The 16,102-nt window shown below is 58.3% G+C and carries 13 protein-coding genes; 3 read left to right on the plus strand and 10 right to left on the minus strand.

What is annotated here, in order from left to right:
- Nucleotides 1-112: 112 nt before the first annotated feature.
- A complete protein-coding gene (locus JAO29_RS04940) occupies nt 113-3,880 on the plus strand; it encodes a TonB-dependent receptor (protein ID WP_334267073.1) in 3,768 nt (1,255 codons plus the stop codon).
- Between the two features lie 189 nt (nt 3,881-4,069).
- Nucleotides 4,070-4,705 (plus strand): pyridoxamine 5'-phosphate oxidase family protein, encoded by a 636-nt coding sequence (locus JAO29_RS04945; protein WP_334267074.1) that lies wholly within the window; start codon nt 4,070-4,072, stop codon nt 4,703-4,705.
- A gap of 3 nt (nt 4,706-4,708) precedes the next feature.
- On the opposite strand, the gene JAO29_RS04950 is transcribed toward JAO29_RS04945, so the two are convergent.
- The 8 genes from JAO29_RS04950 to nadC all read right to left on the minus strand — a co-directional run bounded on the left by JAO29_RS04950 (nt 4,709) and on the right by nadC (nt 12,839).
- On the minus strand, nt 4,709-5,218 hold the full coding sequence (locus JAO29_RS04950) for a GNAT family N-acetyltransferase (RefSeq protein WP_334267075.1): 510 nt from the start codon (nt 5,216-5,218) through the stop codon (nt 4,709-4,711).
- 44 nt (nt 5,219-5,262) lie between these two features.
- The gene (locus tag JAO29_RS04955; RefSeq protein ID WP_334267076.1) at nt 5,263-5,547 is read right to left on the minus strand and encodes a hypothetical protein; all 285 of its coding nucleotides are present in this window, start codon (nt 5,545-5,547) and stop codon (nt 5,263-5,265) included.
- A 96-nt stretch (nt 5,548-5,643) separates the two neighbouring features.
- Nucleotides 5,644-6,204, minus strand: coding sequence for a CHRD domain-containing protein (locus tag JAO29_RS04960; RefSeq protein WP_334267077.1), 561 nt, complete (start codon nt 6,202-6,204; stop codon nt 5,644-5,646).
- Between the two features lie 111 nt (nt 6,205-6,315).
- On the minus strand, nt 6,316-9,015 hold the full coding sequence (locus tag JAO29_RS04965) for a ComEC/Rec2 family competence protein (protein ID WP_334267078.1): 2,700 nt from the start codon (nt 9,013-9,015) through the stop codon (nt 6,316-6,318).
- Between the two features lie 44 nt (nt 9,016-9,059).
- Nucleotides 9,060-10,355 carry a 23S rRNA (uracil(1939)-C(5))-methyltransferase RlmD gene (rlmD, locus tag JAO29_RS04970; protein ID WP_334267079.1) on the minus strand — a complete coding sequence of 432 codons (1,296 nt, stop codon included), beginning with the start codon at nt 10,353-10,355 and terminating at the stop codon, nt 9,060-9,062.
- Between the two features lie 16 nt (nt 10,356-10,371).
- On the minus strand, nt 10,372-11,091 hold the full coding sequence (locus JAO29_RS04975; RefSeq protein ID WP_334267080.1) for a hypothetical protein: 720 nt from the start codon (nt 11,089-11,091) through the stop codon (nt 10,372-10,374).
- A gap of 57 nt (nt 11,092-11,148) precedes the next feature.
- A complete protein-coding gene (locus JAO29_RS04980) occupies nt 11,149-11,952 on the minus strand; it encodes a biotin--[acetyl-CoA-carboxylase] ligase (protein ID WP_334267081.1) in 804 nt (267 codons plus the stop codon).
- Between the two features lie 2 nt (nt 11,953-11,954).
- Nucleotides 11,955-12,839, minus strand: a complete 885-nt coding sequence (gene nadC / locus JAO29_RS04985; RefSeq protein ID WP_334267082.1) for a carboxylating nicotinate-nucleotide diphosphorylase — start codon at nt 12,837-12,839, stop codon at nt 11,955-11,957.
- Between the two features lie 65 nt (nt 12,840-12,904).
- Here nadC and JAO29_RS04990 point away from each other — a divergent pair, with 65 nt between their 5' ends.
- A complete protein-coding gene (locus JAO29_RS04990) occupies nt 12,905-13,330 on the plus strand; it encodes a hypothetical protein (protein WP_334267083.1) in 426 nt (141 codons plus the stop codon).
- Here JAO29_RS04990 and JAO29_RS04995 read toward each other — a convergent pair.
- Together JAO29_RS04995 and JAO29_RS05000 are read right to left on the minus strand one after the other, a co-directional pair.
- Nucleotides 13,320-15,404, minus strand: a complete 2,085-nt coding sequence (locus tag JAO29_RS04995) for a valine--tRNA ligase (RefSeq protein WP_334267084.1) — start codon at nt 15,402-15,404, stop codon at nt 13,320-13,322. The genes JAO29_RS04990 and JAO29_RS04995 overlap by 11 nt on opposite strands.
- Nucleotides 15,389-16,096, minus strand: coding sequence for a class I tRNA ligase family protein (locus JAO29_RS05000; protein WP_334267085.1), 708 nt, complete (start codon nt 16,094-16,096; stop codon nt 15,389-15,391). Before JAO29_RS05000 ends, JAO29_RS04995 begins: the two co-directional genes overlap by 16 nt.
- Nucleotides 16,097-16,102 lie beyond the last annotated feature (6 nt).

Here is a 16,102-nt window from a genome sequence, read left to right on the forward strand (position 1 = left end):
TTAGCGACACTAAAATAATTGGTCTGACCTTACCGCGCACAAAAACATCGCACAGGGTTTTCGAAAGACGCGGAAGCGACCAGTTAGAAGCAGTTTTTTGAGAGGTCATAGAATGCAAACCCATAGCGATGCGCCAGGGGTCCGTCGGCGTGGTTCTCTTGTTTATTCTCTTGTGGTGCTGATGGCGGTGCTTTTTGCGGGGCAGACCGTAAGGGCGCAGCTCGCTGGCAAGGGATCGATCAACGGCAAAGTCTCCGATATGACCGGCGCGGCTGTTCCGGGCGCGAAGGTCGTGATTACCAACAATGGAACGGGAGCCAAGCAGACGACCCTCTCCACTGGTTCGGGCGATTACACGTTCTCTCTGGATCCGGGGAAGTACACCCTGGCCGTCACGATGGGCGGCTTTAAGAGCTTCACCCAAGAGAACGTGACCGTCGATGCACTGCAGACGTTCACCGTCGACGTTGCGCTCACTACCGGTGAGGTTAATGAGACGGTCACGGTTACAGCTGCTCCCCCACCGCTTGAGACCTCAAATGCCACCCTGGGCGTGACCATGGAGCAGGAGATGTACTCTGCACTGCCTATCATCCAGGATGGCGGTGGACAGCGGCGGGCGACCGATTTCGCCTCGCTGCTTCCTGGTGTTTCGGCAAACGTCAGCAACGGCAACCTGACCACCAACGCGGGGATCGTCAACGGTGGCGGCAGCCGCGGCGCGGTATCGGCGATCTACATCAACGGTGTACCGATTACCTCGGTCGCCGGCGAAGGGGATCCTCGCTTTGTCTGGACCTCGATGGCTGTCGATGCCATCAACCAGTTCCAGGTTCAGACGGTCGGATATTCTGCGGTCTACGAAGGCCTGGGTGTACAGAACTACATCGTTAAGAACGGAACCAACAACATTCACGGCGTGGTCTACGATTACTTTCGCAATACGGCACTCGACACGTGGGGGTTCACGAAGGTCAACAACCCACTGACAGGCCAACCCACCAAACCGGTGGAGCACCAGAATGAGTACGGACTGTTTGTCGGCTTTCCGGTGATCAAGAACAAGCTGTTCGTCTTTGGCGGCTACGAAGGCTATCGCTATTCGCGCCAGGTCCCGAATCAGAGCCAGACGATCCCAACGCTCGACATGCGCAACGGAGATTTCACGCAGCAGTTTGGAACGACGACTCCCGCTCTCTTCGATCCAAATACGACAGTCGTCAGCGCAGATGGAAAGCAGTTCACGCGTGCGCCTTTCCGGGGGCTGAAGAATGGGCTGCCTACCTATAACGTGATTCCGGCTTCGCGAATCTCGGCGGTCGCGCGAAATATGCAGAGCTTTTTGCCTGCTCCCATCAACTCCGAATTGGCCAACAACTACGTAACGAACTACTCGACCGGTTTGAATAACTGGACGACGACCAATCGAATCGACTACACGATCAACTCCAAGCAGACATTCTCGGCGGTGCTGGCCTGGGGGCGTCAGGCGACGACTGGGCCAGCGGCTGTTTCCGTAAGCTCAGGCTCCAACACCAACGGAATGCCTCCACCGTACATCTCGTCCCAGCAGTTTGCACCCAAGACCAAGGTCTTTCTCTTCGAGCACACGTATGCGATCACACCGCATATCGTGAACCAGCTGAAGTACGGCTACGGACGGTACGACGGCCCGGGCTACAACCAGGATATCGGGGGCGACTTCGGCGCTTCTGCGCTTGGCTTCCAGGGATTGCCTGCGGGGCAGACGTCAGACTCCTTTCCGACGACCTCATTCAGCGGCAATACCAACATCAACCGCTGGGCCGGCTATTCGTCGAATCGCTCTCTGGCAAATGGATATGTTCTGGTCGATAACGTTGAGTGGAGCAAAGGGAAACACACCTTCACGATGGGTGGCCAGATTGCCTGGCTGCAGTACAACTTCACTCCCAATGCTACCGGTGTGAATCCGCTGCAACTCAGCTTCAGCAACTCGGCAACCGGGGGATATAACGCGGGAACCACCACGCTGAATCCCAATAGCGGCCAGGGATATGCGAGCTTTCTGGTAGGAGCCGTCACCGGAGGAACGAACTTTACACTCTCTTCGGTTCCTGAGACGGGAGGAAGATTCCGTCCGATTTCGCCATATATTCAAGACAACTGGAAGGTGACCTCGCGCCTGACGCTCGACATCGGCCTACGCTGGGACTACTACCCCTCATATCGGGAGAGCCAGGACCGGTTCTCCTACTTCGATCCCAACAAGACGAACCCTCTCACGGGCAGCCCCGGCGCTCTCTCATTCGGCGGTTCGGGGGCAGACCGTTGCAACTGCAGCAAGCCTGTCAACGACTACATGAAGAACCTCGGTCCACGCATCGGGTTCGCCTTCCAGAGCGATCCAAAGACGGTGTGGCGCGGAAGCTGGGGCGTGATCTACACCCATGGAAACAACGTGGGTGGTTCGGCGCAGTCGCGCCAAGGATCAGGCCTGCAGGGATTCAGCACATCTCCCTCTACGCAATTTATCTCTCCGACTCCGGGGCAGGTGGGAAATCAATACTGGAACATCGACAATCCTTATCCGGCCTACACGCAGCCGCCGACGCTTGACCCTGCACTTGGAACGTACTACACGACCAACAGCACGGCCGGAGCGCAGAGCGTCACCTACACGGACCCTTACTACGGCGGGCGTGCACCGCAGTTCATCACCTGGAGCTTCGGCTTCCAACATCAGATAACCAACGACATGACTCTGACCATGAGCTATGTCGGATCACAGGGACACTTCCTTACTCCGGACAGTTTGACCGGGCGCGGCAAGTGGGCCAATCAGCTCGATCCGAAGTACCTGTACCTCCGCGACCAACTGGGCAACTCAGTCTCGTCGACGGCGGGCAAGGCTACGATCGCGCAGCAGGGCTTCTCGCTTCCTTACGCAACGTTTGGCGGCGTAGGTAATCCGAGCATCACGCAGCTACTGAAGCCGTTCCCGCAGTACAGCGGTGTCAATGACTCCTTCGGATTTGTTGGCAACACCCGCTATCATGCGCTGCAGGTCTACATGAATCAGCGGCTGTCACACGGCTTGACCTTCATGGTCAATTACACGTGGTCACGCAACATCGACAATAACGGAACCTTCCGGTCGGGCTATGACATACCCGCCGCCTTCGCGGCCGACGGGCAGTTCCATCGGGCACGTTCGCTCGATAAGAGCCTTTCCCTCGGTGATCAGCGGCACAAGTTCGTCATTACCGGTGCCTACGATCTTCCTTTCGGCAAAGGGGAGTTTGGCGGGAGTCATTACCTGACCCGCGCTCTGTTTGGGGGATACAAGTTCTCTACGATCTTCCAGGCGTACTCGGGTGCTCCGGTTGCGGTCACCATGAACTCCTGCAATACCAATCCGTCGCAGAGCGCCTGCGAGCCGGTCCTGAATCCCAACTACATCGGCAACGGGAAAAAGGCAGTAACGCTGCCATTTACCCAAGCCAATCTGAGCAAGATTCAGGTTCTGGATCCCACGGCCTTCGTGGCGACGCCCGCTTACCAGTTCAGCACGCTGGCCCGAACGGCAGCGCTGCCGGGTCTCTTCCAGCCGCCGAACTACAAGCTCGACATCAGCCTGCGTCGCAGCTTTGGAGTTCCGACTGGATCGCACGAAGGTACCAAGCTGGTGCTCCAGGCGGATATGTTCAACGTCACCAACCACACCCACTTTGTATACAGTTCGGGGAATGCTCCGCTCTCGAACTGGTCAGGACCTACGCTGGCGCAGTTGGGCCAGTCGAACGCCCCGGCCTACTCGAGCAGTTACGGGGTACTTTCGGTCGATGGCAACTCAGCTATCAATCGAGCCGTACAGTTGGCGCTGCGAGTCGAGTTCTAAAAGCAGCACGAAGAAAGAGGCCGCCCGAGATTCTCGGGCGGCCTCTTTCTATTTTGGATGAGAGTTTAGTTCGTGCTATCAGTGCTGGTATGGCCTGAGACTTTGGCCCTGCGTATCGGCGCAGCGAAAGTTAGCATCATTGAACGGAACCCGGAATCCAATAGAGGCCGATCAAGAATGGAGCCTCCTATGAGCCGCGGCTTCGCGCAGATAGCATTCACTCCGCTGGTGAAAGAGCAGCAGATACGGCACGGAAGCCGCGCACAGTATGAGCGCATGGAGCAGATCGGAGCACCGGGTGGCGTCCTGACAGAGTACGAGAAAGCCTTCATTGCGGAGCGCGATTCTTTCTATCTCGCAACGGTAAGCGAGACCGGCTGGCCGTATATGCAACATCGCGGAGGAAGACCCGGCTTTCTGGGTGTCCTTGACGACCACACCATCGGCTTCGCGGATTATCGCGGCAATCGACAGTACATCAGCATGGGCAATCTCGATCACGATGATCGCGTAGCAATGTTTCTGATGGATTATCCATCGCGCACACGACTTAAGATCCTGGGCCACGCTGCCGTGTACGAGGGAGAAGCAGCCGCGCCCTATACCGATCAACTCACCTCGCCCGAAGAGCGGAGATTCACCGAGCGTGTTGTGCTGATCCGGGTGGCGGCGTTTGACTGGAACTGCCAGCAATACATCACTCCGCGATTTACTGAAGAGCAGGTCGCGAAGGTGATCGCACCGCTGCGGCAACAGCTGGTCGAAGCGCAGGAAGAGAACAAGAGGCTTCGCCAGAAGATTGCGGCGCTGGGCCAGCAGCAATGAAGTTCAGGGGCGCGAGAGAAGTTTTTCGTAACAGAGGAATCTCAGGCCCGGTCTAGCGCGCAGACTAATCTCCCCTGCGAACCGATATCCCATGCTGGGGAAGAGTCTCTGAGTCGCTTTGTTTTCGGAGTTCGTATCCGTGCGGATAAGGGATATCCCTTTGGCGAGGGCAACCTCCTCTGCGTGCAGCATGAGCGCCTTCGCTACCCCCGCTCCTCGTTGGGCGGGATCGACTGCCAGCCGATGGATGACGACCGCGGGGAGAGTGTTATCCCAGTTCGCCTGCTCGTAATCAGGCTCCGCATCCGTTGTAAGGGCGATCGACCCGGCAACCTTGGCGTCGATGACTGCGACCCACAGCCGGCTCAGGTCGATATCCTGCAGGAATATCGTTTGGTTAGGGTAGTCGTCGCCCCACTGAAGATTTCCTTCGGCTCGCATTAGGGGCACAACACCCCGCACGATCGCCATCAGGGCGTCCAGATCGTTCTCATCCGCCAGCCGTATCTCCATGCTTCCAGCCTATCAAGGCCACGCATGGCGATCTGCCCATGGACTTACATGATGCGAAAGCGTTCGCGCATCAGACGCTGAAATCTCGGTCTCCATATCAGATCGTAGGCAAGCTCTTTGCCGGGAAACATGGACAGAGCTGCCTTTCGCGAGTCCGCAATCATCTGGGATGCCTCCTCGATCGAAAGGCTCCTGTCCTGTGCGATCACCTGCATCACCATGTTCATCATCATCTGCATTCTTCGGATGAGTTTCTGTTCTTCGATCTCTTCCTTCGTCTTTGAAGAGACGACACCCTGCTCGGTCTCCTTCGGCTGCTCTTTCTCCATCGGCTCTGGCCTCCGCTTCTCCCACGGTACTCCTGAAAGGACGCCGTGTGCAGATTTGGATGCTGGAGGCCGGTACTCAGCGGCGGAACCTCCGACCTAGAGGCTGGATCGAGGTGCAACACGCCGTCGAAGCAGTGCGATCAATCCCACCGTTCCGGTTCCGAGAAGTAGAAATGTTCCCGGCTCGGGAGTGGGGATGATCTGCCCTCTGATCTCGCCTCCGGGAAAGACAGCATTGTGTATGTTCGTGTAGGCGGTACCGTTGTTCATTCCGGCGATCAGGGCCGCCTCTGTGCCTCCTCCGCCGAAAGCAAAGGTAGCCAGGTCGACGGTCGCGTCATAAGTTCCTGCGGTTGTGTTTGGAAAGTTAGCGAATGGAACCCATACCGGCGCATTGACTCCGGGTTCGGCACAGCAGTGGATGTGAGCTGCAGACGCAGCGCCTCCAGTCAGGCCAGTGAAGGTAACGTGAATCTGAAGGGTGTCGCCTGTCAGCAGAAAGGATGCTGTGCCGGTTGCCGGAGAGGCATTTGGAGGGTTCTCACCCGGACCGCTTAGCTGGGCTGTATAGCTGATGGTGTCCGCGAATGCAGGTGCCGCGATACACAATGCTACGGACAGGAGAGATCCTGCCCACAGTCTCTTTCGTGAAGTCATATCTCGCTCCTCTAGAAGATGAATTTCGAGGGCCCAGAGCTGTAGCAACGGATCTAGTCTGTTTGGATGACGAAAAGGCAGGCTGCATTTGTAAAAATGTTGTCACCTGGCTCAGTAATTGGCGCCGTAAGGAGTCCAGACATTCCGGATCGTGCCATCGTGTTCCAGCAGGAAGGTGGTTAGGCCGAACTCATCCGTTCGAAACAAACGGGTTCCACCTGCTGCGATTCTGGAGATCACCTCCGGTCTGGGATGTCCGAAGGTATTGTCTCTGCCGACAGAGATCACGGCGTCTTTTGGGGCCAGCCTGGCCAGAAAAGCAGGAGTTGTGGATGTCAGGCTGCCGTGATGGCCGACCTTCAGCAGGGTTACAGGAGCGATACCGTCTCTCAGCATCGCGTTCTCACTGGGAGCCTCCGCATCGCCTTCCAGAAGAACGGACGACCTGCCATACTGCAGTCGCAGGACAAGCGAGTCATCGTTCGCGGGCTCTCCGGGATTCGCATAGCCGGCCTTCGGAGACAGCACGCTCAGTTGCACGCCTCCCCAGTCGATGCGGCCTCCGGCGCGCAGATGCCTTATCTTGATTCCAAGCGAAGAGGCTTCCTCCAGCAGAGTACGATAAGCCTCCGATGAGGTGTCGACCGAGACCCAAAGCTCACGAGGACGGAAGTTGCGCATGACAGCGGGCATTCCGCCCATGTGATCGCTGTGCGCGTGACTTAGCACCAGCACATCCAGCCTGCGAACCTGACGAGACCAGAGATAGGGAGAGACCACCTCTTCGCCCACATCGAACGTCATCGCAGCGTTGGAGATTTCCTTCACTCTTCCAACCGGGCCGCCTGCATCCACCAGCATCGTGCTGCCGTCCGGACCCACGACAAAGAGTGAGTCGCCCTGGCCGACATCCAGCGCCGTAACTTCCAAAGCGTTGCGCGATATGAGTGCGGGTTCAGGCCATAAGACGGCAACCAGGACAAGAGGAAGCGCGAGGGCAGCAGCCAATGCGTATCCCCGGGATCTCCTGACCGCCCAGCAGCAGAACGCCCAGACTGCTATCGCCAGGACATCAATCCACCATGCGGGAGCCGGGACCCGGAGGTCTGCCGTTCTCATCTGGCTGATCCATCCGATGCTTCCTAAAATCCCGTGCAGGAACAGAGCAGTCGCTGCCGCAGGCACGATGGCAAGCCATGAACCAACGAGTGCAGCACAAAATGTGAGCATCGCCATTGGAACGAGCACGCTAATCAGAGGGACGGTCAGCATGTTCGTCGGAAGTGCAAACAGCGTGGCACGGTGGAAGTAGATGGCCATCGGAAGCGCCATCACCATCTCTGCTACGACTCCGACGAGCGCAAGCTCCAGAGCGAAGAGCAGTGCACGAGTCCCGTATCCCGGCAGGTTTCGCGACCACCTTCCCAGCACGCCTGCGAGAGCTTCGCTCCACATCCGCAGCATCACGCGAAACTGCGCCAGCCGTGGCAGAAGGACGGGATCTCTCCATAACTCGTCTAATCTTCGGCATGCGCGCTGATAGGGAAGAAAGGTCCGTTCTCCCAAGGGAACAGCAATCCCGGTGATCGCTACGATGGCGAGAAAAGTCATCTGAAAGCTGGCCTCGAAGAGGCTGGACGGTGACCACACCAGCTGTGCAAGAGCGGCGGCGCCAAGTGCATTGAGAACGCTTCCTTCGCGAGAGAGCAGCCGGGCCACAAGAAAAACCGTGGTCATAAAAAGCGCGCGCTGCACGGGAGCCCCGAATCCTGTCAGGAGCGCATACAAGGTCATCAGCAGGAGCGTCGCTCCTGTTGCGAGCCAGCGGCGACGAAGCAGGCGTTGAAACATCCAGTAAACAAGACCAGCCAGAAGTGCGACATGGATCCCGGACACCACAAACAGATGAAATGATCCCGTACGTTCAAACCCTGCCCGAAGCGTATGGCTCAATCGCGTACGATCGCCGAAGATCATCGCGTTGAGCATCCCCGCATCCTGATCGGTAAGCTTCAGAGCGGTTGGCAGATGAAGATTCGCCGCTGTGTGTACGACTCGCAGCATCCGGTCAGAGCCCCATGCCTGCGCAGCATACAAGCGGCATTGCAGATCTCCAGGGTTTGAAGAGAGAAGACGGATACTTGGTGAGCGTACGCTGCCATGAGCTGCGATGCCCTGCGAGAGAAGGTAGTCCGCATACTGCCATGCCCCGGGGTCTTGATATCTCTCCGGGATCCTCAGCCGGAGCGGCATCTCCACTTCTTCTCCGCACGAAAGCCGGGGAGGAATGTCCCCCTGCAGAATCACCGTTGCACGCACGCCTCCTGTTACCGGAACCATTCGTGAGATATCCGGAGTTACTTGTTCAATCGCCTCTAAAGCGATGTCGACAGAGACAGCTGAACCTGCTTGAGTGTCAGATTCGTTCCAGGATGAGAAATCCTTGTCCTGACCCTCTGTGTTCTTCTGTTGAGCCAGCGCATGCACGCGTACGATATGTCCGCGAATCTGACGGCTCAGTCCATCGGCGTAATGCAACACGTCTTTTTGCGCCTGTGGCGTGGGTCGAATATGCCAGCACCACATTCCGGTGAGAATCCAGAGGCCAGCCACCGGCGCGGCCGCTACCCGGAGAGCCCGGCGCAATGATAGCAGCGTAAGCGCGAGCAGGAGCGCAAACGCGATGAGAAGGAGTACAGGCGGCTGCCAGTTGCGTGCGAGGATGCAGCCCAGGGCGAACCAGCAGGAGGCGGCTAACAGCGGAGCTCGCCGCAGCTGCAGTCTTTCAATCTTCTCTGTGGCCTGGACCATCTCTGCAGGGCCCCTCAGAACGTTCCGTCGTAATTACGACTGCATCAACGCCGCAGCACAGTCACAGTCTCCTGGTGGAAGGTCTGAGGAAACATATCGACGAGATGCAACTGATCCATCTTGTAGCCGGAGTCTACCATCTCGCGGAGATCCCGACTAAGCGTTGCAGGATCACAGGAGACGTAGACGACCTCTGGAGTCTTCAAGCGGCCGATCAGGCTGCAGACCTCTGTACCAACTCCGGCGCGAGGTGGATCCATGACGATCAACTCGGGGCGGTCGCGTTCGAGGACGGCCTGCCGAAGGAACTCAAGCGTCGTCGCAGCTACCGCTCTGCGTCCTTCCCCTCGAAAGTTGGCTTCGAGGTTTCCTTTTTCCACCTCCACCGCAACGACCTCTGCGAAGTTCTTTGCCAGAACTCGAGAAAAGAGGCCAACACCAGCGTACAGATCCCAGGCCAGTCTGCCGCCACGGCCCCCTGTCGCGAGTTGGACAAGACGGGAAACGAGAAACCGATTCACCTGAAAGAAGCTTCCGCGGCCCACCCAGTAACTTTCCTCGCCGACGTTGTAGGTCAAACCTGCCGCACCCCAGCTCTCAATGGGAATGGCGCGTTGGAATCTTCGGCTTTTGCCTGGCGTTTCTATTACCTGTGCTCCGGCCCCTGCAAGCTGGGGTATACGCAACAGGAGTGCATTGCAGAGTTCAGCGAAGTTTTTTGCAGGCATACTGCTGAGAAAAAACGTAAGCTGAATCTTCTGTTCTTCGTCTGCGGTAAAAAGCTCAATCTCCTGCGTAGCCTTCGCCCACTGCGGAAATGCTTCCAGGACATCGAGCAGGATCTCTGCTGCCTGCCACAGAATCGGTGCGGCGATGGGGCACATCTGGATGGGCAGAAACTCCGTCGAGCCGCGTTTCAGGTAGCCGGCGCGTAGTTTTCCGTCGAACTCCTGCAGACGCAGGCGGATCCGGTTTCTGTACTCCCATGGCTCAGCAGCATGGATCTCTATCTCGGGAAGCGAACTCAATCCGGCGCGCTGCAACGTCTCCTGCAGGATCTCTCGCTTGAGCGAAAGCTGAGCGTCGTAGCTTGCGTGCTGAAACTGGCATCCGCCGCACACACCAAAGTGAATGCAGCGTGGGAGGACGCGATCAGAAGAGGCGGATATAAGCTCCTTGACCGAGGCGTCCATCCTGCTGCCATCTGTGCTGATCAGGTCAGCATCGATCTCTTCCCCGGGGAGCGTGAATGGGACGAAGACAGTTCCGGCGCTGGCTTGACCCTCCTGCCGTGCGATACCGGAGCCGCCGTACACCACTTTTTCGATAGACAATCTCATCAGTTGCAGATCCCTCTCACCCCAGAGACATGTAAAAGAGGCTCAGTCGCGGCAGATTCCGAGCCTCAAGCAGTTTCTTCTGCAGGAACTGCTGCTGAATCTGCTTGATCTGTACGGCCTGCATCTTTCCCCTGTACGGCGCCAACTCGCGCGAGGCCTGCTCACGCAATCCAGTCAGTTCGTCCTCATCGGCCGCCGTGAGTAGACCGGCGAAGATCTTCTCTTCGAGCACACTCAGGGTACGATCGAGGTCTTCGAGTCGCATTGAGGGATCCACGCGTAGACCGGCGGCCAATGCCCGCAGGCGCACGGCAGTCTCTCGTCCGACGTCATCTGCAGGCGGCTTCAGCTTTGCTGCTTCCAGCATCGTGGCATTCTGTTCAAGATAAATTGCCACTCTTTCGCTTTCGAACCCGCTGTCGACCGGCTGCTCCGGCTCTCCTGCAGATGCAGTCCCTATGGCTGCCTCCATCGCCTGCTCGACGGCCTCCATTACGCTCTGCGCGCACCATCCCAGGCCATTGACCTTGCGCATGCGTCCTGTGGAACGCCGGGTGCGCTCATCATGCTTATCGAAGGCGTTGTCGATTCCGCGAAGTACAGTCTCCAGCGGTATGCCTGCCTCGCGCCATGTCTCGATCAGTGCCCAATCGAGCGTCGACAGCATCAGCAGTGATCCGCGTCGCTGCTGGAATCGCTCTTCTATCTCGGTAAAGTAATTGAAATAATTTCGCATGCTAACTGTCCTGAGGCTGCTTCCGGGCCTACGTTAAATTCCCAAGCGACTACAACTCTAGATCGTCTCTCGAACTCCGCCCGAGAGCACAGTGCGACGGATACCATCGTCGCCGAGGACTTGAAGGAATCCGCGACTGTCCAGCCCTGCTGTGGTGCCGGAATATCCGCCGGCCTCTTCGACGTGCACTCGTTTGCCGGCAGCCCAGCTTGAGGCAGCGGTAAAGCGAGCGAGCAGATCGTTCCCCTCATCGTCTGTCAGCCGCTGCAACTCTCTTTCGAGCGAGCGCAGCAGGAGGATCAGCAACGGTTCTCGTCTTACCATCTCTCCGGTCTCGAGACGGAGCGAGGTTGCGAGGTGCGAGATTTCTTCCGGGAAAGACTGGTGATTGAGATTGATGCCGATCCCGATAACGGCATAACGCAGCGTGGCGTCCGCAGCAGCTGCACTGGCCGGGGCTATCGCTGTTTCGACCAGGATCCCGCCGCACTTTCGCTCTCGCACCATAAGATCGTTCGGCCATCGGATGTCGATATTAAGCCCGGTGGTAGCTGCAATTGCGTCTTTCGCCGCCAGTCCGGTAGCGAGGGAGATCCACAACGCCTTCGTGAGCGGCAGTGCCGGAGATACAAGCACGCTGACGTACAGACCGTCTCCTGCAATCGAGTGCCAGCTGTGGCCACCTCGTCCACGACCGGCCGTTTGCATGTCTGCGACCCATACGCCGGTCCGCGCCCCCGCCTGTCCGGCTGCAACAGCGAGTGTATTCGTCGATTCCACCGCTGCCAGGTGCAACAAGCTACCGACAAACTGGGTGTCGGCGATACCCGCTTCAACTTCCCTCGTGTCAAACCCAGCCACGGCTAATACACGTCCGCGGTGATGCGCATACTTAGATCAACCGCGGTTGCCGAATGAGTCAGTGCCCCCACGGAGACGAAGTCGACGCCCGCAAGCGCATACTGCCGCACCGTCTTCAAATTCATATTGCCGGAGGACTCGATCGTCGTCTCCGGAAGGGCAGCTCGAATCTTCTTCACTGCCTTCTTCGTCTGCGCCGGAGTCATATTGTCGAGCAGAATGGAAGGTGCCCCGCCGGCGATAGCTTGTTCCAGCTCCGTATCGCTGCGGACCTCAACCTGCACGACCTGGCCGGGCTTGTGCCCCTTCAGCGCCTTCTCCAGCACGGTTGGCAGGCCGCCCCCGAGTGAGATGTGATTGTTCTTGATCAGGATTCCGTCCTGCAGATCGAGCCGGTGGTTCACCCCTCCTCCGCAGCTCACAGCATATTTATCCAGGACGCGCAGGCCTGGAATCGTCTTTCTCGTATCCAGCACCTTGGTTTTGGTTTTGGAGACCACATTCACAAAATCGCGGGTCAGCGTGGCGATGCCGCACATGCGCTGCATCAGGTTGAGGATGACGCGCTCCGTGGAGAGCAGCGCCGCCGCATTGTGACGGATGACAGCCAGCGGCTGTCCTGCCTTGACCTGTACGCCGTCAAAGATCTCCGAATGGCTTACGACCTCGAAGCGTCCTGTTGGTCCGCCACTCATTTTGCCAAAGATCTCCAGGATGACGGGGATTGAACCCAATCCGGAGACGACACAGGCCTGCTTGGCCAGAATCGTCCCGGTAGCGCGCAACTTGGGGTCAATCGTGAGGGCTGTCGTTACATCCTGGTTCACCTTGTCTTCGGCAAGTGCTGCTTCGAGGATGGTGCGTATCCGCCTGCTCTTCCAGTCCATTTTGTAATCCTAAACCTCTAAGATGCATCTCATTGCTAGCACATTGGATGTTAGCCACGATGACGATGCCACTTTCTGTACAGTTTGCCTACCTGTTTATTCTGGGACTCCCCATCGCCTGCGTCGCGTGGACGGTTACTCACGAAGAGGTCTTTCGCGAACCAAGGGAGTGGTGCAAAGACAGGAGCCAGAACTGCCACGCCTTGCTCCCCCGGAAGTTCTTCTATCTCTTTACCTGCGAATACTGCTTCAGCCACTACGTTGCAGCGCTTTTTCTGATCATCACTCGATTTCAATTGCTCTATGCGGGATGGCGGGGATACCTCATCGCGTGGTTCGCCCTGGTATGGGTGGCGAACATCTATATGAGCTTCTTCAATCGCCTGCGACTCGACATCAAACACGAGAACGTCTCCATCGCCGTCGAACAGACGAAGGTGGAGGATCAACCGCGTCCCCCACTTCAGAAGCAGAGTCCGCTCAAGCCGTAGGCAGGGCCTCGAGCGCCGTCTTTGCCTTCTCATAGAGCATCTTCGTCTCGGCGGCCTGTTTCTTTAGCCCCTCGACGATGTGCGGCGGAGCCTTGGCCGTGAAGGTGTCGTTCGAGAGCTGTCGTTCGGCAGCCGTCAAACCTTTCTCAAGCTTGCTCAGCTCCTTGGTCAAGCGCTCCCGTTCGGCAGCAACGTCGATCTGCCGTTCGTAGATCACCGCAACGTCGAAGGCAGCGGTTGCCCGCGCATTGCTTCCCGACAGCGTCTCGGTGGCAAACTCCAGTTCGGAGACTCGCGCCATCTTCGTCAGCATGTCGCGGTTTGCGTCTGCCAGCGCCAGTACGCGATTCTCTGCATGCAGACGGATGGGGGCGGCCTCTTTCTCGGGAACTCCCAACTCTTTGCGCAGGGCACGGATGGTCGTGATGAGCTCCTGCATGTTCGTCATCGCCGCCACGGAGGCATCATCGGCTGCGAAATCGCCGGGCAGGGGATAGCGCGTGAGGGCGATCGACTTTGCGGGTGCGTTGCCCTCGTACAGCGCATGCCACAACTCCTCGGTCAGGAAGGGCATGAACGGACTCAGGAGGCGAAGTGCCGCTTCGAACACCGCGACCAGCGATGCCAGGGTCAGTGCCGTGGTGGCATTGTTCTCGATCCCTTCGCCGAACTCCAGCCGCAGCTTCACCAGTTCCAGGTACCAGTCACAGAACTCTCCCCAGAAGAACTGGTAGATCGCAGCCGCAGCCTCATCGAAGCGGTAATCCGCGAGCGAACGCTCGACCTCGCCACTTACGGCGTGGAGTCGGCCAAAGATCCACCGTGTCTCAAGCGGCGTCTCCGCCGGAAGCTCCGGCACGGCTCCGCTGGCCAGCATGGACATCTTGTACCCTGCCTGCCGGGCGCGATCCACCTGCATAAACAGGAAGCGCGCTGCATTCCAGATCTTGTTGGCGAAGGCTCGGTAGCCTTCGGTTCGGGATTCACTGAAGGCGATATCCGTCCCGGGCGATGCCATGCTGGCCAGCGTGAATCGAACGGCGTCGGTGCCGTACTTCGTCACGATCTCGATGGGATCGATCACATTGCCCTTCGTCTTCGACATCTTCTGGCGGTCGGCGTCGCGGACCAGCGCGTGAATGTAGACCTCACGGAATGGCACTGCATCTTTCAGAGTTCGCTTCGATCCGTCCGGCATCGGAACATCCAGCATGAAGTGGCATCCCAGCATGATCATCCTCGCCACCCAAAAGAACAGGATGTCAAAGCCGGTCACCAGCAGTTCCGTCGGATAGAAGGCAGCCAGATCCGGGGTCAGCCCCTGAGAGTCTTTCCCCGGCCAGCCGAATACAGTAAACGGAAGCAGGCCGCTCGAGAACCAGGTGTCGAGAACGTCCGTCTCCTGTGTCAGTTCACTCGAACCACACTTGCTGCACGCAGACGGTGTCTCGCGAGCCACCAGGATCTCCCCGCACTTACCGCAGTGCCACGCCGGAATCCGATGTCCCCACCAGAGCTGCCGCGAGATGCACCAGTCATGGATGTTCTTCATCCACTCGTCATAGGTCTTGCGATACTGATCCGGAGTAAACCGGATGTATCCCTTATCGACCGCCTCAATCGCCTTGTCGGCCAGCGGCTGAATCTTCAGAAACCACTGCTGCGATAGCCGCGGCTCAATCACCACCCCGGTGCGCTGGCTCAGGCCGATCGACAGGGTATGGTCCTTGATCTCGACCAGCAGACCGCTCTCCCGCAGGTCGTCCACAATCTTTTCGCGTGCGGCGTACCGATCCATCCCGTCGTAGGGAGAGCCCGGCAGCGCAACGTGCGCCGTCTCGTTGAGGATCGAAAGATTAGGCAGGCCATGCCGCTGCCCGATGGCGAAGTCGTTGGGATCGTGGGCGGGGGTTACCTTGACGGCGCCCGTCCCGAACTCCAGCTTGGCCCAGTCGTCGGCGAGAATAGGAATCTCGCGCTCCGGCCCTCCGTCGACTCCGCTCAAAGGCAGCCGGACCAGCTTACCGATAAGCGCCGTGTAGCGGTCATCGGTGGGATTTACTGCAACTGCCACGTCGCCCAGCATCGTCTCCGGCCGGTCGTCGCGACCACGATGGAGCCACTTCCATCCGCTAGCGGATAGCGAATGTGGTAGATCTTGCCCAGCCGTTCTTCGTGTTCGACCTCAAGGTCACTGACCGCCGTCTGGATCGCCGGATCCCAGTTCACGATGTAGGCGCCGCGATAGATCAGCCCCTGCTCCCACAGCCGCACAAAGCACTCTTTCACGGCGACGCTCAGCCGCTCGTCCATGGTGAAGTACTCGCGGCTCCAGTCCACGCTCGCGCCAAGGCGCTTCATCTGGTCCAGGATGGCGCCGCCATAGAGTTCTTTCCAATCCCAAACCCGGTTGACGAACGCCTCTCGTCCAAGCACGCATCGGCTGGTGCCTTCGCTGGCCAGCTGCCGCTCCACCATCATCTGAGTGGCGATTCCAGCGTGATCGGTTCCGGGAACCCAGACCGCGGTCTCGCCGCGCATCCTGTGCCACCGCGTCAGAATGTCCATCTCCGTCTGGTTCAGCATGTGCCCCATATGCAGACGTCCCGTCACGTTCGGGGGCGGCAGCAGCATGGTGAACTTCTTTCGTTGCTCATCCGTATCTTGTGGGGTGGCAACATCGAACAGATGTTCTTCCACCCAGTATCTGGCCCAGCGTTCTTCGATAACGGACGGATCGTATGCTTTCGGTAGTTCGTGGCTCATGTGTGC

The sequence above is a fragment of the Edaphobacter sp. HDX4 genome, assembly GCF_036877565.1.
Classification (GTDB): Bacteria; Acidobacteriota; Terriglobia; order Terriglobales; family Acidobacteriaceae; genus Edaphobacter.